Genomic DNA, 19653 nt, shown 5'->3' on the forward strand with positions numbered 1-19653 from the left:
TTTTATTTTAGGACACCACTGTACAAAATGTTTACCTCTACCTCAGGTTTGAATTTTACTTTTGCATAATCTTTATTCCAATTTTTCTTCTTCCATAAGTCAGGGTGGTAGGCGATAAGGTGTCTGCCGATACCGAAAGCATCACAGTTTGCTTTTTGTAACTTTTTCGTTATCTTTTTAGCTTCTTTCGTAAGTTGTTTAGACAATTCTTTATTTAGTTTTTTTCTTTCATCCATTTTGTAAAGATTATCTCTCGGAGCTTCAAGCGCTATAACTTTTAGTTGGAGCTTAATGTGAGCATAAACATTTCCTTTTTTATCTGTTGTTATTTTTAAGTCTCGTTTTAACTTTCGGTTGCTAATTTCCATTGTTAAATAATCAGATGTTTTCTCTGATTCATCGCTAGTAAGCTTCTGGGTTATACGGGCACTTGTTCCCATTTTTCCGGTTAATAATACGAATAAAACAGATTGTTTCAAAGGTAAATGCCCAGTTAATTTATCATTGTTAAATAAAGCTAGACCGTTTGTAATTACTTCTTTTCCTTTTATTTTTATAGAAGGGAGGGTAAAGTCTTTACCGGGATCTAACATTTTTGTAGCAGCTGTCTCTAAAGTTTCTTTTGGAAATACACTCATATCTTCTAAGCTTTTCACTTTTTTCTTTAGAAAATCTCCAATTAGTAAATTTCCTACTTTCTTTTTTTCTAGTATCTCGGATGTTTCACCATCTACTGCAATAAGTTTTACTAAAGCAGTTGGGTTTGTTGGGTCCCGAAAGCTGACATCTAAATAAGGTAATATACCTTTTTTTAGGATTTTGGTTCCTAGTAATTGAACACCATATTTAAAATAACGAATATTCCCAGTAACATTTTTTTTTAGGGCATCGCTTGTATCCCTTATGTTATGCCCCGTTGCTGAATGTATTTCATTTTCGAATGAAGATTGCTCTCCGCTTGAACTTTTTACGAGCTCGATTGTTTGCTGGAGTTGATTCTCTTCCGTAATATCAGATCCAATACTATAAGCTAACCTTGCCTCCCTTAATGGTTCTTGATCCCAGCATCCAGAAAGGAGGGAACTAGTACATAATACAAAAAGTAATTTAACTCTTTTTTTGAACATACTGTTCTCCTTTCTTATTTCGTATCACAGAATAAAGTAGAAATAAAAGAGGAAGGACAACTATGAAAATATAGGTGAACTTATCAGTGAAAGTTGAGATTACTTTTAATTCTTCAGGTGTATCTATAAATAAGGCTACACTAAAAGCAATAATACCAATGATTGGAACAGCTTTTTTATGATTAGCAAGATTGAATATATGTCCTATTCCGATTGAAGCAGCGCAATAATAACTAGCGATAGAAGCTGCAACAGTTATCATCCAAATTGGTATAAATAGTAAATCAGTTCGGTCTATAATTCCGATATGTAAGGAGCGTAATAAGTAAGCAACTGGTTCTGGAATAAGCTCAATTTGTTTTGGACTAAATACGATAAAGCAAATCCAAACAGTAAAAGTATAAAAAAGTGTTACAAATCCATTAGCGATAGAAATGGCCTTCAGTTTTGCGACAGAACTGCCATTTACTTTTGGAAAAGCGATAAGAATGATTTCAAAACCATACATGGCTGTAATTGTTTCCTTGGATGCTTGAATTATATTCCACCAGCCGGCTTCTGTAATGGGAAAAATATAAGAGAAATCAGCTCGGGAAAGCCCTAGGGCAATTAAAAGGGCCATTGGAATAATGAGGATAGAGGCCATGACATAAAATCGTACGATGACTTTAAATGTATTATAGGCTATATAGCAGCAAGCTATCGTAAATAGCATGAGAATGGCAGACCAAGGAGTAGCTTGTAATATCCATACTTTAATGACATTACAAGCGTTCAACATAACCGTCATACCAATAAGCGTAAAATAAAAAACATAAGCAAAACCTAATAGTTTTCCAAACTTATTACCAAATAGCATACAAACGCTTTCATACATATCTGCATCAGGAAATCGCTTTAAGAAAAGCCACACAAGTAAAATAATAAGTTGAATTGCAAGCCCAGCGACGAGAGCGGAAATCCATCCACCTCCTTTTGCTATTGGGTGAAGACGGTTAGGTAGAGAAAGGATACCAACTCCGATTTGGCATTGAATAACGAAAAAGGTAAATTGAACGAGCGAAATTTTACTTTGCGTGTTTGTCACCGTCCTCATCCTCTCTCGTTACATGTTGTCGTTGCATTTTTTTCGGTTTTGGATCATGTGGTCGTTCCCAAAACGACCAAATTGGAAGTCTTACGAAAGAATCTTTCATATCTTTTATCCGCATCGGGGCAACAGGAGAAAGATATGGCGTATGAAATGAATGTAATTGACATAAATGAACGAAAGTTATAATTAGACCGAATGATATTCCGACGTATCCGAATATAGCAGCAAGAATCATTAATGGAAAACGAAGAATTCGAACTGCTGAACTCATATCGTTTGATGGAACGAGAAAAGATGAGATGGCAGTTAAAGCTACAACAATAATCATCGTATAAGAAACAAGTCCAGCTTTTACAATTGCATCACCAATTACTAAACCACCTACAATACCGATTGTTTGTCCAACTCGGCTTGGTAAGCGAATACCAGCTTCCCGTAATAATTCAAAGATTAATTCCATTAAGAGAGCTTCAAAAATAGGAGGAAGTGGTACTTTCTCTAATGAAGCTTTAATTGTATACACAAGTTCGAGCGGCAATACATCAGGATGAAAGGCTACGGTTGCGATATATATAGCTGGTAAGAGAAAAGCAATCAAGAAACTCACTAAGCGAATCATTCGGACGAAAGAACCGACAATCCAGCGGTTATTATAATCGTCTGGTGATTGATAGAAAGCAAATAACGTAACAGGAACGATAAGCGCTGTGGGATCTCCATCAGATAAAATAGCAACTCGTCCTTCCATTAAATTTGCAGCGGTCCTATCTGGACGCTCTGTATTTAATTGCTGCGGAAATGGTGAGAAAGACGTATCCTCTATAAATTCTTGTATATATCCTGGAGGCATAAGTGCATCTGTCTTAATCGTTTCTAGCCTTCTTTTTACTTCTGTAACTAAATCGTCATTCGCTATGTTTTGCATATAAGCAATTGCCACTTTCGTATGCATTTCTTCACCAAGTGTGAAATATTTAACGACGATATTTGGACTTTTTATGAGCTTACGAATCGAAGCTAAATTAGTTGCTAGATCCTCTACAAAACCAGTATGTGGACCGCGCACAATCCCTTCATTATCAGGCTCTGCTATATCTCGCTTTAAAGATAAAGCTGTTTCGAAAATAAAAAAACTGTCGACGTGTTCATGAAAATATAAGGATTTACCTTGTAATAAAAGCTGCACACCATAATTTAAATTCGTTTCTTTTTTCATATTTAATGTGGCAAAAGCTTTATCTAAAGCCAAATCCGACCGAGTTAATAAAGGCTCAAGAGCTAATTGGTGAATCAAATTTGGGTCCGCTAAAGATTCGATATATAAGATTGTTCCTTTTCCGTTTTGAAATGGGACATCTAATTTTTTTATATCATCTGAGTGACATAGCTTATTTTCAATGTAATTAATATTTTCCGGAAGTGATGGAAACATATGCTTTTTGTTATTATCTTGTTGTGAGTGCTTCTGTTCGGTCATACTTTCCATCTCCTTTACATTGAAATTACTTCTGTTAATTTTTGTTTTTTGTGAGAAAATTATGCTTGGATTTTTTAGAAAAGTAGGGAAATGGAAAGAACGTATATATTTGCGATATTAATATATATCTTTTGTACTATAGGAGAGTAAATCTAGCGGGATGCATAATTACATCATTTGATGAATAGGAAATTTAAGAAAAGCGATTTATAATACTAGTATTGTGTCTTGCCTTTTTAGGTACAGTACACAGCCGGTGATTGGCTAGTGGATGTTCTTCCATTTTGCCAGTGCCGGTTTTTTATTGGATAATAGGGAAAATGAAGTTTTTATAAAGAAAGAAGGGGTTGTTTTGAAGGATGTAAATTCTATCTTTATGAGAGAAAAGATTGCTAGTTCTTATCTTTATTTTATTTCTTTTCTTGGTTTGGTTACTATAACTATATCTTTACTTGAAATTAAAATCCCTTCTCATTCAACAATACTAATAATGTTGTTACTATTTATGGGGATTGCAGAGTATTTTCCTGTAAGATTTTGGAGAGGAACTAGCTCGCTTACTTTTCCGATAATCTATGCTATGAGTTGGCAGTTTGGAATCCATATAACTATTACTGCTATTGTACTCGTAACGCTAATTATTCACCTGCATCGTCGTTCACCGGTACAAAGAATGTTATTTAATAGTACTCAGCATGCACTTAGTTTGATTTTGGCCGAATGGTTTTCAAACAAATGTATGTCCTTATTACTTAATAAGATAGTTATGTCAGTTCTATATGAAAATTTAATATCTTTGTTATTATTTTGCGTGTTTTTTTGTTTTTTCAACAATCGTTTTTACGATTTGTTGATGATACTTCTTCCACAGCCATATTCAATATATCAGTGGTATAAAAAAACTGTAACGGTATTTCTTTGCGAAACTTTTGGTTTCTCTTATGCGGCCCTGATGCATGTATTAATTAGTATATATAGTGTGGAAATAAACGAGATTACAGTACTGTTTTTCTTTTTTCCACTTGTAGCAGCTTCAGTTATTAGTTCTTTTTCTGTACGGATAAGGATGGAGAAGGAACGATTATATGAGTTATTTCTTATTACGACCGAAATTAGTCGAGGATTAACTGGAGGAAATTTGAAACATATTAAACAAGCACTTAAAGGTTTTTTTGGCATACAAGCATATGTAATATGGACAAAAGATGATGGGAACTGGAGTATTCTATTAAAAGATGGGAAAGTGCGCTCTCATATTTCTGATGATTCAGAAATATTAAGGGCGTTTGAGAAACTTTCTAAAAATCTTGTATTTAATGATTGGAAAATTGGTACGGCTCCTGGAGATGAAATATTTGATAGTGTTATACGCTCACTTGTATATTTTCCTCTTATAGTAAATGATGAATTAGTCGGAATGTTTGTTGCAGGGAAAAGTAGAAATGCGGGTTTCTTTCCAGAAGATGTACAGTCGTTAGCTACATTTTCTAACCAATTAGCTAACGTTGTTAAAACAAGGATATTGATTTCTGAACAGAAAAAAAGAATGATTTTAGAAGAAAGAAATAGAATTGCCCGTGAAATTCACGATGGTATTGCGCAAACATTAGCGGGGGTAATATTCCAACTAGAATCCGCACGGAAAAAATACCATGATAAACCAAAAGATATGCAGCAAGTAGTTGAGAAAAGCATAAAAGATTTAAGAGGAAGTCTAGGAGAAGTTCGCTATTCTATTTATGCTTTAAAACCATATCCGACACAACAATTAGGCCTTAAGCAGGCAATAGCAAGTAAAATAAAATCTTTAAAACGAGAATATGAACTAGACATTACCTATCATGAAAGAGGTCATGCACGTGCGCTTAGTTTTTCAAAAGAAAGAGTTATATTTGATACATTACAAGAGAGTTTGCAAAACATTGTAAAACATGCACAAGCAAAAAAGGCTGATGTTTTACTCAGTTATCAAAGTGAACACGTTCTTTTAAGGGTTAAGGATAATGGAGTTGGATTTTCACTATTTGAGTCTATGGTTAAAACAAAGAATGAGCCACATTATGGTATATTACATATGAATGAACAAGCTGACCAATTAGGGGCTACTTTACAGATTGATAGTTCTATAGGAAAGGGGACAGAAATTACACTGTTAATTCCAGATTCACAAACAAGGGGTGCGTAAAATGATTAAAATATTAGTAGTAGATGATCATGCTTTTTTACGGGATGCAATTCGGAGCATACTAGAAGATGAATCTGATATGAAAGTGGTTGGAGAAGCTAGCTCTGGGGATGAAGTATTGGGAAAAGTAGAAGAATGCGGACCAGATTGTATTTTGATGGATATTAACCTGCCAGGGAAAAATGGGATTGAAGCTACAGAGTTAGTGAAAAAAATTTATCCGAGTTGCCGAGTACTTGTGTTTACAATGTATGAACATGATGAGTATTTAATGGATGCACTTCAGGCCGGTGCTGATGGTTATTTATTGAAGGATTCCTCATCAGAGCAGGTAGTAGCAGCAATTCGAATGTTATATCGAGGTGATTCAGTTATTCATCCGCGTATGACTAAAAAATTAATTACATATCATCAGCAAAAAATGAAAGTAGAATCAAATGAAAATGAACTGACGGAACGTGAAAAGGAAATTCTCTTTGAACTAGTAAAAGGACTTAGTAATAAAGAAATTGCTGAAGTTTTATATATTAGTGATAAAACAGTTAAAATACACATCAATAAAATTTTTAAAAAACTAAATGTGAAAAGTCGATCGCAAGCAGTGATTTATGCAGTTCGAAATCAATTGGTTCCGCTAGATTAAATAAGAAATCTATCAAAGAACTATCGTGTCGATTTATTCTGTATCACAAAGAATAAAGGACAAGATAGTTCTTTTGTACTATGTACGCATAGAATCCTTAGAGAAAAGATACTCCTTTTGTTTAATTTTCAGAATAATCAAAATGTGAAATAATAAAAATAGAATTACATTTTAATATTGTTAATAATTCATTTTATGAAAATCTTTTGTTGGAAATAAATGATGGGGGGCTCTTATAAAAAGAGTAAAGTGAGTGGTTAGCTATATGAGGTATGGGGATGGTAGTGGCGTTGGAAATCTTTCATGATACAAAAGATTGAGATTGATAGAGTTTCCGATGCTACATGGGAATTTAAGAATCAATTTGTTTCAAAAAATAATAGTAACTACTCAGCCACCTTTCGGTGTCTTTTTTAAATTTTACTAGTTTCATATGCCTCCCATTTGTAAATACTGAGTATATCAAACAGGGGAGGTGAATCTTATGGTCGATCGAAAAATTATTTTAGATACATATAAAAAAGGACCTGAAGCTGTTATTTCTTTATTTGAAGAAACATTTTCTAAGTTAGAAAAACGTATACAAGAACTAGAAAATGCTTCAAAAAAAAACTCCAAAAATAGTCATAAGCCACCTTCTACAGATGGTTTGGGTAAGCCCGTTACAAAAAGTTTGCGCAAACCGTCTCATCGTCAAACGGGTGGCCAGTTGGGCCACAAGGGACATACTCTTGGTTTGACAGCGACTCCAGATCATACGATTACACATTCTCCTACATATTGTACTTGTTGTCATACTTCCTTGAACCACGAGCCTGTAAAAGGGTATCGCATTCGCCAAGTGTATGACTTACCACCTATTCAGATCGAAGTGACAGAACATAAAGTAGAACAGAAAGAATGCCCACATTGCCATTCTATCCAAGAAGCCCAATTTCCTTCGACAGTATCTCGTCCTGTTCAATATGGTCCAAATATAAAAAGACTGATTCCCTATTTAACGCATTATCAATGCATTTCTTTGAAGCGAACAAAAGAATTCTTTCAGGATTGTTTTGGACATTCTATAAGCGAAGGAACCCTGGTAAATCATACACAGGCTTTCGCTTCTCAATTGCAGCCATTCATAAAAGAAGTAAAGGAAAAGATTCTGCAGTCTCCTGTTGTCCATTTTGATGAAACTGGTATGCGTGTAGAAAACAAAACACAATGGTTACATACTGCCAGTACACCGGAGGTGACATTGCAACATATTCATCAAAAACGTGGAAAAGAAGCAATGGATGCTGGAGAAATCTTGCCATCTTTTTCTGGAATTGCGATGCATGATGGTTGGAAATCGTATGATGCGTATACAGATTGTCGTCACGTTTTATGTAATGCCCATCTCTTACGAGATTTACAAGGAATTATAGATAGTACTGGAGAACAATGGGCACAACAGATGCAGAAATTTCTAACGCAAGCGTTGACGATGAAAAAGCAATCCGAAGGTACCATGCCAAAAGCGACGCAAAAGAATCTGTTTATTATGTATCAATCCATATTGAAAGAACAACAGATTCTTTCCACGAAACAAAAGAAGAAAGGAAAGCAGACGCCTTCTCAAAATTTATGGAATCGCTTCGTCAAGTATTCTGACAGAATTCTAGCGTTTTTAGAACATCCAGCCATTCCATTTGATAACAATCAAGCAGAACGGGATATTCGGATGACGAAAGTAAAACAGAAAGTGTCTGGGACTTTCCGAAGTAAGAAAGGCGCAGAATCTTTTTGTCAGATACGAAGCTTTATGAGTACCATGAAAAAACAAAAACAATCGGTCTTACAAGCGATAAACCAAGTCATAGAAACTAGAACGGTTCCTTGGAATAACACGACTTCATAAGAGAATTTCTCTATTTGGCATAGATTCTTTCTCTGATTGGAGTATTTTCTTTTCATGTTTTCGAATCGGAAACATGTATTTGGCCTGTTTTTTTATTTGAAGAAGCTGAGTAGTTACAAATAATATTAATAATGGGGAGATGCAATATGAAACGAGGGAAATTTGGAAAGGTTCTTATTGGAACGTTAACAGTTGGAATGTTATTGTCTCAAGGGATTCCATATAACGTATTAGCGGAAGAGGTAAATACATCTACTTTAACTGGAATTGATGATGCAGATGCTATCTTAAAAGGCCTTACAAAGGAACAACGTAATGCCTTAAAAACGTTAGATACAAAACCAGGTTTTGTTATTTCGCCAGGTATCAATACAGCAAGTCCTAATAATGTAAATGTGATTATAGAATTTAAGCAAGCGCCTAGCAAAATTGAGGTATTAAAACAAGCGGCTAAAGGGAAAAAGATAGCTCTTTCAAATGCGGAACAAAAGGTAGAGGCATCACATAAAGGGTTTAAAGCAGAGCTTGAACAGCTTCAAAAGAATAAAGAGAAAGGGACAAATGTAAAATCTGCAAAGATAACAAGAGAATATAAGAATGCTTTTAATGGTGTAGCGATTTCTTTACCAGCAAATATAATCGAAGACTTAGTTCGTACCGGTATCGTTAAGCGCGTATGGGAAGATCATGAGGTTAAAATTGATTTGCCGAAAGAAACAGCTAAGACTGCTGTTGAACCAAAAATGGCAGATAGTGTACCACAAATTGGTGTAGACAAGCTACATGATGAAAAAATAACAGGAAAAGGAATTAAGGTAGGTGTACTAGACACAGGTATTGATTACAACCACCCGGATTTGAAAGATGCATATAAAGGGTATCGTGCAAAACAAGGTGAAGATCCAACTAAAATAGATCCGAACTCAATAAAAGGATGGGACTTTGTTAATAATGATGCTGATCCAATGGAGACAACGTATAAGGATTGGCAAAATTCTGGAGGATATCCTGAGATTTATAAGGGAAGTGCATATTATACATCCCACGGTACGCATGTAGCTGGGACAATTGCTGCAGACAAACAGAATAGTGTGGATTATGCAGTGAAGGGCGTTGCTCCAGATGTAGACTTATATTCATATCGCGTATTAGGTCCATATGGAAGTGGACAAACAAGCGGTATTCTTGCTGCGATTGATAAAGCAGTGAAAGACGATATGGATGTTATCAATTTATCACTAGGAGCGTCTATTAATGATCCTTTATATCCTACTTCTGTTGCAGTGAACAATGCGATGTTAGCAGGTGTTGTTACAGTAGTAGCAGCTGGTAATAGTGGTCCGGAAGAAGGTACTATAGGATCACCTAGTGCAGCAGCACTTCCAATTACAGTTGGAGCCAGTGACGCTGCAGTGAATATTCCAACGTTTTCCGCCGATGCAGGTGATGTACATGTAGATAAGATGATGCTACTTGGAAAAAGCTTTACTGATAAGATTGAAGATTTGAAAGGACAATCCTTATCGGTTGTATATGCAGGGCTTGGGAAATCAGGTGATTTTACAGGGAAAGATGTAAAAGGGAAGTTAGCTCTTATCCAACGTGGTGAGATTACATTTGATGAAAAAATTAAAAATGCTAAGGAAGCAGGCGCAAAGGCGGTAATTGTATACAACAATGTAGATGGGGAAATTACAAGTTATCTTGGGGAAAGTACTTCATCTATTCCATCGTTCCGCTTAACAAAAGTAGATGGTGAGAAATTGCAAGCAAAAGCTGTACAAGGAGATGTGTCGTTAGCATTTGGAGAACTTAGTAATATAAAAACAGAGGGAGATCACTTGGCTGATTTCAGCTCCCGTGGTCCTGCAACTAAAACAGATGATATTAAGCCAGATATTGTAGCACCAGGTGTGTCTATTTTCTCAACTGTTCCTGAATATATTAATGATCCAAAAGATGGAGAAAATTATCCGGTAGCGTATGGACGTATGTCAGGTACATCTATGGCAACTCCTCATACTGCAGGGGTAGCGGCACTTATTTTACAAGAACATCCAAACTATAGTCCATTTGAAGTAAAAGAAGCACTTATGAATACCGCAGTTGACCTAAAAGAAGAGCGTTCTGTATTTGAGGTGGGCTCTGGACGAATTGATGCATATCGTGCAGTTCATGCAGATACATCTATCGAGGTTATCGATAAAACATCAAACGTTGTAGATGATGAAGAAGTAGAAATTGAAGAAAAAACAGGTTCTATTGCGTTTGGGTATAAAAATCAAATTGAAAATGGGCCTATTAAAGATAGTCGAAAAGTCTTAATTAAGAACAGCAGTAAAACTGATGGAAAAGAGTTTAAATTAGAAGTAGAGTTTTCATCTACAAGTGTAGGTGTGCGAGATGCAGCGAAGAATGGTGTGAAGCTAAATGTACCAGATTCTATTAAAGTAGCTCCTAGTACATCAGAGGAAATTAGCCCTGAAATTATCATTCCAGAAAACGCTGAATTTGGTAGATATGAGGGCTATATTCATATTTCAAATAAAAACAATGAAAAAGAAGTATATCAAGTACCATTTGCAGTTAAATTCACAGAAAAAGGGATTGCGTCTGTAGATTTACTGAGAGATGCAATGGCAACAGATGCATCTAAATTCCATCCGTTTATGGAGAGACCAAGTTCGCCTTTGACATTTAAACTAAATAGTCCTCTTGAAACTATTGATGCAGTTGTGAAGGACCGAAAGACAGGAAAGGCATTAGGAGTCGTTGGTACACTTAATGCAAGTAGTCTAACACCGAATATTGAATATATGATGTTTTCTGGTATGGGAGGGTATGTACTTCCATTCACAGGAGATCCAGCTCATCCAATTGGGGATAAACCTGTTATGTTGCCTGATGGAGATTACGAATTGAACTTCGTTGGATATGATAAAGAAGGAAAATCGTATACAAAAGGCGATAGCATTATCATTGATAATGTTATACCGGAAATGAAATTTAAGGATGTACAACCTGGTATACATGAAGTCAATGATTCTATGTTTAAAGAAGAAGACGGCCAACGTGCATTATGGGGGCATGGTAATATTTATGATTCTACAGTAGATGCATTGAAGGCAAAAGGCTTGCAGTATGATCAAAAAGCGAACCAAATTGTATATTATCAAAACTCAGCCTTTCCATCAGGTTGGCTGAATACAATTCAAGCAAATGGTGATTTTAAATTTGGAGTACTTCCAGAGGAAATAAACGAGCCGTTAAATTTAAAATTATTTGGATATGATCTTGCAACTGCAGGGAATATGGCAACTGGATATAAAGATTACGTCTTTGTAAAGGAAGGGACAGAATACGCTGTTCCAAGTTATGACAAAGATAAAATCAAATTAGGAGAGAAAATTACATTAACTTTGAATCTTAATAATGTAAAACAGCTTATGTCAGGTACATTTGAAATTCCTTATTACAAGCAGCTCTTTAAATTTACAGATGTGAAACCAAATCCAGCACTTACGGAATATGTAAAACAACATGGACTGAACCTTAAATTAGAAGATCCGAAGATAAGTGAAGAAGGAGCTTGGGAAAACAAGGTGAAAGTTGGGGCATCATTAGAAGGAAAAGAATTTAAAGGATTAGATGGAGATACACCATTTTTAGATGTTACATTCGAGATGACGAACGATGAATACTTTAATGATTTAACTGCATTTGGAGTAGAGAAGTTCTCTTATACAAAAGCTGTTGCATCAGAAGGCATTGAGATTCCTGCGTTTAAAGATAAATCTTTTGCTATTGTTTCGAAACATTCAACGATTACAGGGTATATTGGCCCGGAAGCTTTCTTGAATGAAGAGGGGTATTTAGGTAAGAAAGACTATACAAAACTAGGAGCAAAAGTGTACGCAGTTGGCAAGGATGGAAAGAAATATACAGGAACGATTGGTGATAACGGGCAATTTGAAATTCATAGTGTCCCAGTAAGCGATAAAGAATATGATATTTTCGTAGAAATGCCAGGTCATTTAAATAGTAAATTAACAACAAAAATAGGGAAGGTGCAAGACGGTGAATTAGTGGGACAAAACTTTAGAGTTGACATGGATGATAACCTTGCAGGTGATGTAAATGGAGATAAAATGGTAGACATTCAAGATGCTAGAATAGCAGCTTTATCGTATGGAAAAGGAAAAGTATCTGTAAAAGATGGAGATATAAATCAAGATGGTGTTGTAGATGAAACAGATATTCGTTTTATTGAGAAAAACTTCTTGAAAAAGAGTCCAGATGCTAAAGAAAATCAGAAACCGAAAGAAAATGTAGGTCCAGTGACATTAGATAAAATCTTACGCTCTATTGGCTTAGAACCAAAAAAATAAGTGGGCAAACTTCTAGAGTAAATAATGCAATCAGACAATGAATAGTAAATGAAATGAGATTGGCTAACAAATAACCGGTAATGATTTACGGTAACATTACCGGTTATTTTAAAAGTAATAGTCGTTTTGATATATGAAGTAACTAGTTTAAATTTGGTTCACTTTCGCTGTGGGACAAGGTAGTTGCTTAAATTATTTTGTGGGATGGAAATAAGGTTTGTAGTTTGAACTTTAAAAATAGGGGGACTTGTGAAATGAGTATTAAGAAAAAACTTGGTATGGGTGTTGTAACTGCAGCACTTGGCTTATCTTTAATTAGCGGGGGAACATATGCGTATTTTAGTGATAAGGAAGTGTCACAAAATACTTTTGCAGCGGGTACTTTAGATTTGAGTGTGAATCCTGAAGTTGTTATTAATGTCGATAATATTAAACCAGGTGATGAAATGGAGCGTGGTTTTCAATTAGTAAACAAAGGAACTTTAGCAATAGGAGATGTGAAACTCCTGACAGATTACAGTGTAATCGATGCTAAAGGAGATAATGGAAATGCTGATTTTGGTGATCATATCCGTGTTGATTTCTTGTGGAATTTGGATAAAAATGAGGTTCCAATTTGGTCTACTACATTATCTGAATTAAAGGTATCTACGCAAAATGGAAGTATTCCTGATCTTGTACAAAAAGGTGTTGTAGACCGAGAAGGAAATGGACTTGCTCCTGGTGATGATGATACTTTCTATGTAATGTTCACATTTGTAGATAATAATGCAGAGCAAAATGTATTTCAAGGAGATTCATTAAAATTAAATTGGACTTTCAATTCAATGCAGACAAAAGGTGAAGAGAAATAAAAATAAATGTTATATACGAGAATCAATTGATGAAGAATTGATAAATAAAACTTTTAATAATGTAAAGGTTGATTTAGTGAATCAACCTTTTTTGTTTTTAGATTATTCATAGCAGTACTTCTCACATTTGTGTCGAATTAAGAAGATATATAGGAGGGATATATATGGAAATAGCTGTAGAACGTGTGTTTACGAAAGAGATTTTAAAAAGAGCAGCGAATTTGTTTCATGTAACAGTAGAAGAAAAGCCACTTGGAGATTTTGAGAATTATATTTTTAAGGCGAAGGGTGATAATGATGAAGATTATGTATTACGTTTAACACATTCTTCTCATCGTTCTAAACAAGAGGTAGAGGCTGAACTAGATTTTTTACGATATGTTGCGGAGAATGGGGCAAAGGTAGCAGGACCTCTTTATTCAACGTCTCGAAATCTCGTAGAAGAAATCGTAGCAGAGGATGGGACTTTCTTTTTCGCTTCTTTATTTATATATGCAAAAGGTGAGCAAGTAAAAGGAGCAGAATCGCCTTATTGGGGAGATGCTTATTTTGAAGCGTGGGGAAAAGCGATTGGGCAACTGCATCGCCTTACAATGGATTATCCTAAAACAGACTACCGTGATACGTGGGAAGAAGACGAAAGTGGAATTGTTAATGAATTAGAAGATGGTCAAGTGAAAGAGATTGCAGCGGTATTAATGGATGAAATTAAGGCTCTTCCAGTTGAAAGAGAAACGTTCGGTCTTATGCACGGTGATATTCATCAAGGTAATTTTCATTATGATGGTAAAGAGCTAACAATCTTTGATTTTGATGATGCTGCTTATAATTACTTTATACATGATTTAGCAATGGTTTTATACTACTCTGTTCTATTTACACCGTGGACAGCAGAAGAGAAGACAGATTTTGCTCGTAAACAGTTACAAGTGTTACGAAAAGGATATGAGTATGAGCACAGGCTGGCGGATAGTTGGTATGAATCGTTACCACTATTTTTACGTTTACGTGATATAGGTTTATATGGAACGCTTCAAAAGAAGTTTAAAGGGAAAGATATGCCTGATAACTTCTTGAAATTATCAGAAGAGCTATACGAAAGAATTATTAAAAGAGAAGCAATTGTGAATATATAATACATTTAGTTCAAAACAAAGTATATAAAACAAATATATACTTTGTTTTTTTATACAAAAATATGTTTACTTTATTAAAATAATATTGTCCTAGATTCGGTATACACTTATAATTTTATATATATTCTGAATATTCTTTATAAAAAGGAGGGGGAATGTTGGAAGCTTTCGTAAATTGGTTAAATAATATTGTTTGGAGTCCAGCACTTGTTTATTTATGTTTAGGAGTAGGTTTATATTTTTCTATTCGAACGAAGTTTTTACAAGTAAGACATGTAGGAGAAATGGTGAAGCTGACATTTCAAGGGGAAAAATCAGAAGCTGGTGTTTCTTCATTCCAAGCGTTAGCACTTTCGTTATCAGGACGTGTTGGAACAGGGAATATCGCTGGGGTAGCAACAGCGGTTGCATTCGGTGGACCAGGAGCTGTATTTTGGATGTGGGCAGTAGCCTTTTTAGGAGCAGGATCAGCTTATGTAGAATCAACACTCGCGCAAATATATAAGACGAAACATCAAGGGCAGTTTCGTGGTGGACCTGCTTATTACATTGAAAAAGGTTTAGGTGTGAAATGGTATGCTTTAGTATTCGTTGCAGCGACAATTCTTGCAACAGGACTTTTACTACCAGGTGTACAAGCAAATAGTATTGCTGTAAGTTTAGAAACTGCTTTTGGTATTAATACTACCGTATCAGGGGCTATATTAGTTGTCGTATTAGCTCTTATCATTTTCGGTGGAGTAAAGCGAATTGTTAACGTAGCGCAAGTTGTCGTACCGTTTATGGCAATAGGCTATATTTTAGTAGCTTGCGTCATTGTTGCTATGAATATTGAAAAATTGCCAGAAGCATTTATGTTAATTATAAGAAGTGCATTTGCATTAGAAGCTGCTTTCGGTGGTATTATCGGTTTAGCAATCTCTTGGGGGGTAAAACGTGGTATTTATTCCAATGAAGCAGGACAAGGGACTGGACCACACGCAGCAGCTGCAGCCGAAGTATCACATCCAGCTAAGCAAGGTTTAGTACAAGCATTTTCCGTTTACATTGATACATTATTTGTTTGTTCAGCAACAGCATTTATGATGATTATTACAGGCATGTATAACGTATTTGATGCAAGCGGAAAAAACTTTATCGTTAATAAACTAAACGGCGCTCAGCCAGGACCAGGATATACACAGGCGGCGGTAGAATCTGTTTTCCCTGGATTTGGAAACGGTTTCGTTGCAATCTCGTTATTATTCTTCGCGTTTACAACAATTATGGCGTATTACTACATTGCAGAAACGAATATCGCGTACTTAAATCGTGATAAAGATCGCCCTTGGATGTCCATGGTACTAAAGTTTGTATTTTTAGGAGCTGTATTCTACGGCTGTATAAAAACAGCAGCAGCGGCTTGGGCTTTAGGCGACGTTGGGGTAGGAATTATGGCATGGGTAAATATCATTGCGATTTTATTGTTACAAAAACCTGCATTAGTCGCATTAAAGGATTATGAAAAACAGAAAAAAGAAGGAAAAGATCCAGTATTCGATCCAGGGCCATTAGGAATTAAAAATGCTGATTTTTGGGAGCATGAATACGGGAAAGATAAGAAAGAAGAAGTATCTTAACTTAATAGAATAGAAATGAAAAAGCAAAGGGAAAATGCCTTTGCTTTTTTTTATGGACAAAATGAGGCTGGAAGTTATTTTTTTGCCTATTTTTGAATATAAAAAGAATGTACATGCATTGTTAGGGGAAGGGGGAGTATGTTGATAGAATTTCGTAATGTAAATAAATATTATGGTAGCTTTCAAGTTTTGAAAAATATTAATATGCAAGTGAAAAAAGGCGAAGTGGTGGTAGTTGTCGGGCCTTCAGGATCAGGAAAAAGTACATTGCTTCGATGTATAAATCAATTAGAGGCAATTACAGATGGAGAATTAATTGTACAAAATACAGAGGTACACAATAAAAAAACGGACATGAATGAATTGCGGCGAAATATTGGGATGGTCTTTCAACATTTTTATTTATATCCACATAAAACGGTTCTTCAAAATATTACATTAGCACCGATTAAAGTAAATAAAGTTTCCAAAGAAGAAGCAGAGAAAACAGCAATGTTTTATTTAGAGAAAGTAGGAATCCCTGAGAAGGCTAATGTATATCCACATCAATTATCCGGAGGACAACAGCAACGGGTGGCAATTGCTAGAGGACTTGCAATGCAGCCGGAAATTATGCTATTCGATGAGCCTACGTCTGCTCTTGATCCAGAGATGATTGGAGAGGTACTTGATGTTATGAAAGCACTGGCTAAAGAAGGGATGACAATGGTCGTTGTCACGCATGAAATGGGATTTGCTAGAGAGGTAGCAGATAGGATCTTATTTATGGATGATGGCCAAATTATTGAAGATACAACACCGGCGAACTTTTTTGCAAACCCTGAACAAGAAAGAGCCCGTTTATTTTTAAGTCGGGTGCTAAATCATTAGAGGAGGAATTTCATGCTTAAAATGAAAAAGTTATTTACTTTAATCGTATTTTCATGTTTATTCGTGCTTGTTGTTGCTGGATGCGGAAGTAAGAAAGATGAGGCAAAGGAAACAAATACGAAGCAAGGCGGGGCTGTTGAGCAAATTAAGAAACGAGGGAAATTAGTAGTTGGGGTGAAGAATGATACGAATTTATTTGGATTAAAAAATCCTTCAACAGGGCAGGTAGAAGGATTCGATGTTGATGTCGCCAAGGCACTGGCGAAAAAGATTCTTGGAGATGAAAAGAAGCTAGAGCTGAAAGAAGTAACGTCTAAAACACGCATTCCAATGCTGAAAAATGGTGATATTGATGCAATTATTGCAACAATGACAATTACGGAAGAACGCAAAAAAGAAGTGGATTTTTCAGATGTATATTTTAAAGCAGGACAATCGTTACTTGTGAAAAAAGGAAGCAATATTAAGAGCGTCGATGATATAAAACAAGGCGTTAAAGTATTAGCTGTAAAAGGATCAACATCTACAAATAACATTCGTCAAAAGTCACCAGAAGCGACTGTATTAGAGTTTGAAAATTATAGTGAGGCATTTACAGCGTTAAAGGCAGGTAAAGGTGATGTGTTAACGACAGATAATGCGATCCTTTACGGAATGGCAAAACAAGATTCTAATTATGAAGTAGTAGGAAAAATTTTCACAGATGAACCGTATGGAATTGCAGTGCAAAAAGGGGCAGATGATTTAACGAAAGAGATTAATACTTTAATTAAAGACATGAAAGCAAGCGGGGAGTATGACAAATTATATGAGAAGTGGATTGGACAAAAACCAGAAAAGTAGATAGTAAAAGTGAGAGGATGAGAGTACTCATCCTCTTCTTGTAAAGAAAGAGGGGAGAATATGTGCCTGATTTTTCTATATTAACGAATAACATTGATATGTATTTAGAAGGGTTTAAATATACAGTTATGTCTAGTGTAATTGCATTGATAGGTAGTTTTATTTTAGGAGTAATTTTGGCAGTAATGCGTATTGCACCTATTCGCATTTTAAATTGGATAGGATCAGCTTTTGTGGAGTTTGTAAGAAATATTCCACTTGTATTAATTGCATTTATATTCTATTTTGCTTTACCTGTAATAGGAATTACTTTAAATGGTTTTGTAGCAGGAACAGTTACGCTTACGGTATATACGGCAGCTTTTATTGCAGAAGTAATTCGCGCTGGTATTTTATCAGTTGCGAAAGGGCAGATGGAAGCTGCTCGCTCTTCAGGGCTAACGTATGTGCAGGCGATGTATTATGTTGTCTTACCCCAAGCAGTGAAAATTGTAATTCCCCCTTTAGGAAACCAGTTTCTCAATTTAGTTAAAAACTCTTCAATACTTGGAATTATTGCTGGTGCTGATTTAATGTATCAAGGAGATTTAATTTCAACGAAGACGTTTGTTACGTTTGATGTTTATATATTTGTCGGGATGTTTTATTTAATATTAACAATTCCGCTCAGTATGCTAGTGCGTTATTTAGAAAAACGCTTAGCAAAGGAGGCGGTGTAAATGGATTTCAAGGGAGCAATTACAGGAGATCATATTCTATTTTTATTAAAAGGATTACTTATAACATTAGAGGTAGCGCTCATAGCAATTGTACTTAGTTTTATTATTGGAAGTGTAATCGGTATATTGCGCTACACGAAAATACCTGTCGTCTCACAAGTATTAGGAGTTATAGTTGAAGTGATTCGAAACTTACCACTACTGTTAATTATATTTTTCACGTATTTTGCACTTCCAGAAGCAGGCTTGAAATTAGAAATTATAACAGCTGCAATTGTTGCTTTAACAATATTTGAGGCAGCAATGATATCTGAAATTGTTAGAAGTGGTCTATTGTCTATTGAAAAAGGGCAGGTTGAAGCTGCAAGATCTTCGGGATTAACGTATGTTCAAGCGCTTTGGCATATTATTTTGCCACAAGCATTAAGGAGAATGGTTCCGCCGCTTGTCAGTCAATTTATTTCATTGCTGAAGGATACGTCGCTAGCGGTTGTTATATCACTCCCTGAGCTTATGCATAATGCTCAAATTATTAGCGGGCAAAATGTGAATTACATGATTCCGACGTTTATAGTAGTAGCTTGTATGTACTTTATCGTAAATTATAGTTTATCAATTTTATCGAGAAGATTAGAACTCCGTTGACTCTTACAATATATGTAAGGGTTTTTCCTTGTTTCTCCTTATTTTCCTCTAAATAGAATCTAAATCTTGCAATAATTCGATTTTTATATTGTTTTATCAGAAAAGTTTTAATTTTATATAGAAAATGTAATCGCTTTCGTGTATATTTTTATTATCAGAAAATTTT

Annotated in this window: 14 protein-coding genes; 11 read left to right on the top strand and 3 right to left on the bottom strand. The window is 35.3% G+C overall.

Going from position 1 to position 19653, the window contains the following annotated elements; all coding sequences use genetic code 11:
* Positions 1-2 precede the first annotated feature (2 nt).
* The 3 genes from gerKC to gerKA are packed head-to-tail and all read right to left on the bottom strand — an operon-like array spanning position 3 to position 3697.
* Positions 3-1127 (bottom strand): spore germination protein GerKC, encoded by a 1125-nt coding sequence (gene gerKC, locus MHH55_RS24560; RefSeq protein WP_000474043.1) that lies wholly within the window; start codon positions 1125-1127, stop codon positions 3-5.
* On the bottom strand, positions 1108-2214 hold the full coding sequence (locus tag MHH55_RS24565; RefSeq protein WP_078187037.1) for a GerAB/ArcD/ProY family transporter: 1107 nt from the start codon (positions 2212-2214) through the stop codon (positions 1108-1110). The genes gerKC and MHH55_RS24565 overlap by 20 nt, the downstream gene beginning before the upstream one ends.
* Entirely contained in the window at positions 2195-3697 is a 1503-nt protein-coding gene (gene gerKA, locus MHH55_RS24570; protein ID WP_000139277.1) for a spore germination protein GerKA, read from the bottom strand. Before gerKA ends, MHH55_RS24565 begins: the two co-directional genes overlap by 20 nt.
* 352 nt (positions 3698-4049) lie before the next feature.
* On the opposite strand from gerKA, the gene MHH55_RS24575 reads away from it, so the two are divergent.
* The 11 genes from MHH55_RS24575 (at position 4050) to MHH55_RS24625 (ending at position 19487) form a co-directional block, all read left to right on the top strand.
* Positions 4050-5882, top strand: coding sequence for a GAF domain-containing sensor histidine kinase (locus MHH55_RS24575; RefSeq protein WP_074555147.1), 1833 nt, complete (start codon positions 4050-4052; stop codon positions 5880-5882).
* A gap of 1 nt (position 5883) precedes the next feature.
* Positions 5884-6525 (top strand): response regulator, encoded by a 642-nt coding sequence (locus tag MHH55_RS24580; RefSeq protein ID WP_000590668.1) that lies wholly within the window; start codon positions 5884-5886, stop codon positions 6523-6525.
* 484 nt (positions 6526-7009) lie between these two features.
* Positions 7010-8413 (top strand): IS66 family transposase, encoded by a 1404-nt coding sequence (gene tnpC / locus MHH55_RS24585; protein WP_100910632.1) that lies wholly within the window; start codon positions 7010-7012, stop codon positions 8411-8413.
* A gap of 146 nt (positions 8414-8559) precedes the next feature.
* Complete coding sequence (locus MHH55_RS24590; protein WP_078187290.1) at positions 8560-12801, top strand: S8 family serine peptidase; 4242 nt, start codon at positions 8560-8562, stop codon at positions 12799-12801.
* 254 nt (positions 12802-13055) lie between these two features.
* Entirely contained in the window at positions 13056-13655 is a 600-nt protein-coding gene (locus MHH55_RS24595; RefSeq protein WP_000023370.1) for a TasA family protein, read from the top strand.
* 164 nt (positions 13656-13819) lie between these two features.
* Complete coding sequence (locus MHH55_RS24600; protein WP_000401644.1) at positions 13820-14791, top strand: phosphotransferase enzyme family protein; 972 nt, start codon at positions 13820-13822, stop codon at positions 14789-14791.
* Positions 14792-14949: 158 nt separating this feature from the next.
* Positions 14950-16410 carry an alanine/glycine:cation symporter family protein gene (locus MHH55_RS24605; protein ID WP_075676524.1) on the top strand — a complete coding sequence of 487 codons (1461 nt, stop codon included), beginning with the start codon at positions 14950-14952 and terminating at the stop codon, positions 16408-16410.
* A gap of 138 nt (positions 16411-16548) precedes the next feature.
* Positions 16549-17280, top strand: coding sequence for an amino acid ABC transporter ATP-binding protein (locus MHH55_RS24610; RefSeq protein ID WP_050551988.1), 732 nt, complete (start codon positions 16549-16551; stop codon positions 17278-17280).
* 12 nt (positions 17281-17292) lie between these two features.
* Entirely contained in the window at positions 17293-18123 is an 831-nt protein-coding gene (glnH, locus tag MHH55_RS24615; protein WP_000916491.1) for a glutamine ABC transporter substrate-binding protein GlnH, read from the top strand.
* A gap of 62 nt (positions 18124-18185) precedes the next feature.
* Entirely contained in the window at positions 18186-18842 is a 657-nt protein-coding gene (locus MHH55_RS24620) for an amino acid ABC transporter permease (protein ID WP_001112667.1), read from the top strand.
* Positions 18843-19487 carry an amino acid ABC transporter permease gene (locus tag MHH55_RS24625; RefSeq protein WP_000345960.1) on the top strand — a complete coding sequence of 215 codons (645 nt, stop codon included), beginning with the start codon at positions 18843-18845 and terminating at the stop codon, positions 19485-19487.
* Positions 19488-19653: the final 166 nt, after the last annotated feature.

The sequence above is a fragment of the Bacillus sp. FSL K6-2944 genome (genome assembly GCF_038005385.1).
GTDB lineage: Bacteria > Bacillota > Bacilli > Bacillales > Bacillaceae_G > Bacillus_A > Bacillus_A cereus.

Excerpts from the sequence above, each read along its gene's own strand:
- MHH55_RS24595 (WP_000023370.1), top strand. The coding sequence starts at position 13,056 with ATGAGTATTAAGAAAAAACTTGGTATGGGTGTTGTAACTGCAGCACTT.
- glnH (WP_000916491.1), top strand. The coding sequence starts at position 17,293 with ATGCTTAAAATGAAAAAGTTATTTACTTTAATCGTATTTTCATGTTTA.
- tnpC (WP_100910632.1), top strand. The coding sequence starts at position 7,010 with ATGGTCGATCGAAAAATTATTTTAGATACATATAAAAAAGGACCTGAA.
- MHH55_RS24580 (WP_000590668.1), top strand. The coding sequence starts at position 5,884 with ATGATTAAAATATTAGTAGTAGATGATCATGCTTTTTTACGGGATGCA.
- MHH55_RS24610 (WP_050551988.1), top strand. The coding sequence starts at position 16,549 with ATGTTGATAGAATTTCGTAATGTAAATAAATATTATGGTAGCTTTCAA.
- MHH55_RS24600 (WP_000401644.1), top strand. The coding sequence starts at position 13,820 with ATGGAAATAGCTGTAGAACGTGTGTTTACGAAAGAGATTTTAAAAAGA.
- MHH55_RS24625 (WP_000345960.1), top strand. The coding sequence starts at position 18,843 with ATGGATTTCAAGGGAGCAATTACAGGAGATCATATTCTATTTTTATTA.
- gerKC (WP_000474043.1), bottom strand. The coding sequence starts at position 1,127 with ATGTTCAAAAAAAGAGTTAAATTACTTTTTGTATTATGTACTAGTTCC.
- gerKA (WP_000139277.1), bottom strand. The coding sequence starts at position 3,697 with ATGACCGAACAGAAGCACTCACAACAAGATAATAACAAAAAGCATATG.
- MHH55_RS24590 (WP_078187290.1), top strand. The coding sequence starts at position 8,560 with ATGAAACGAGGGAAATTTGGAAAGGTTCTTATTGGAACGTTAACAGTT.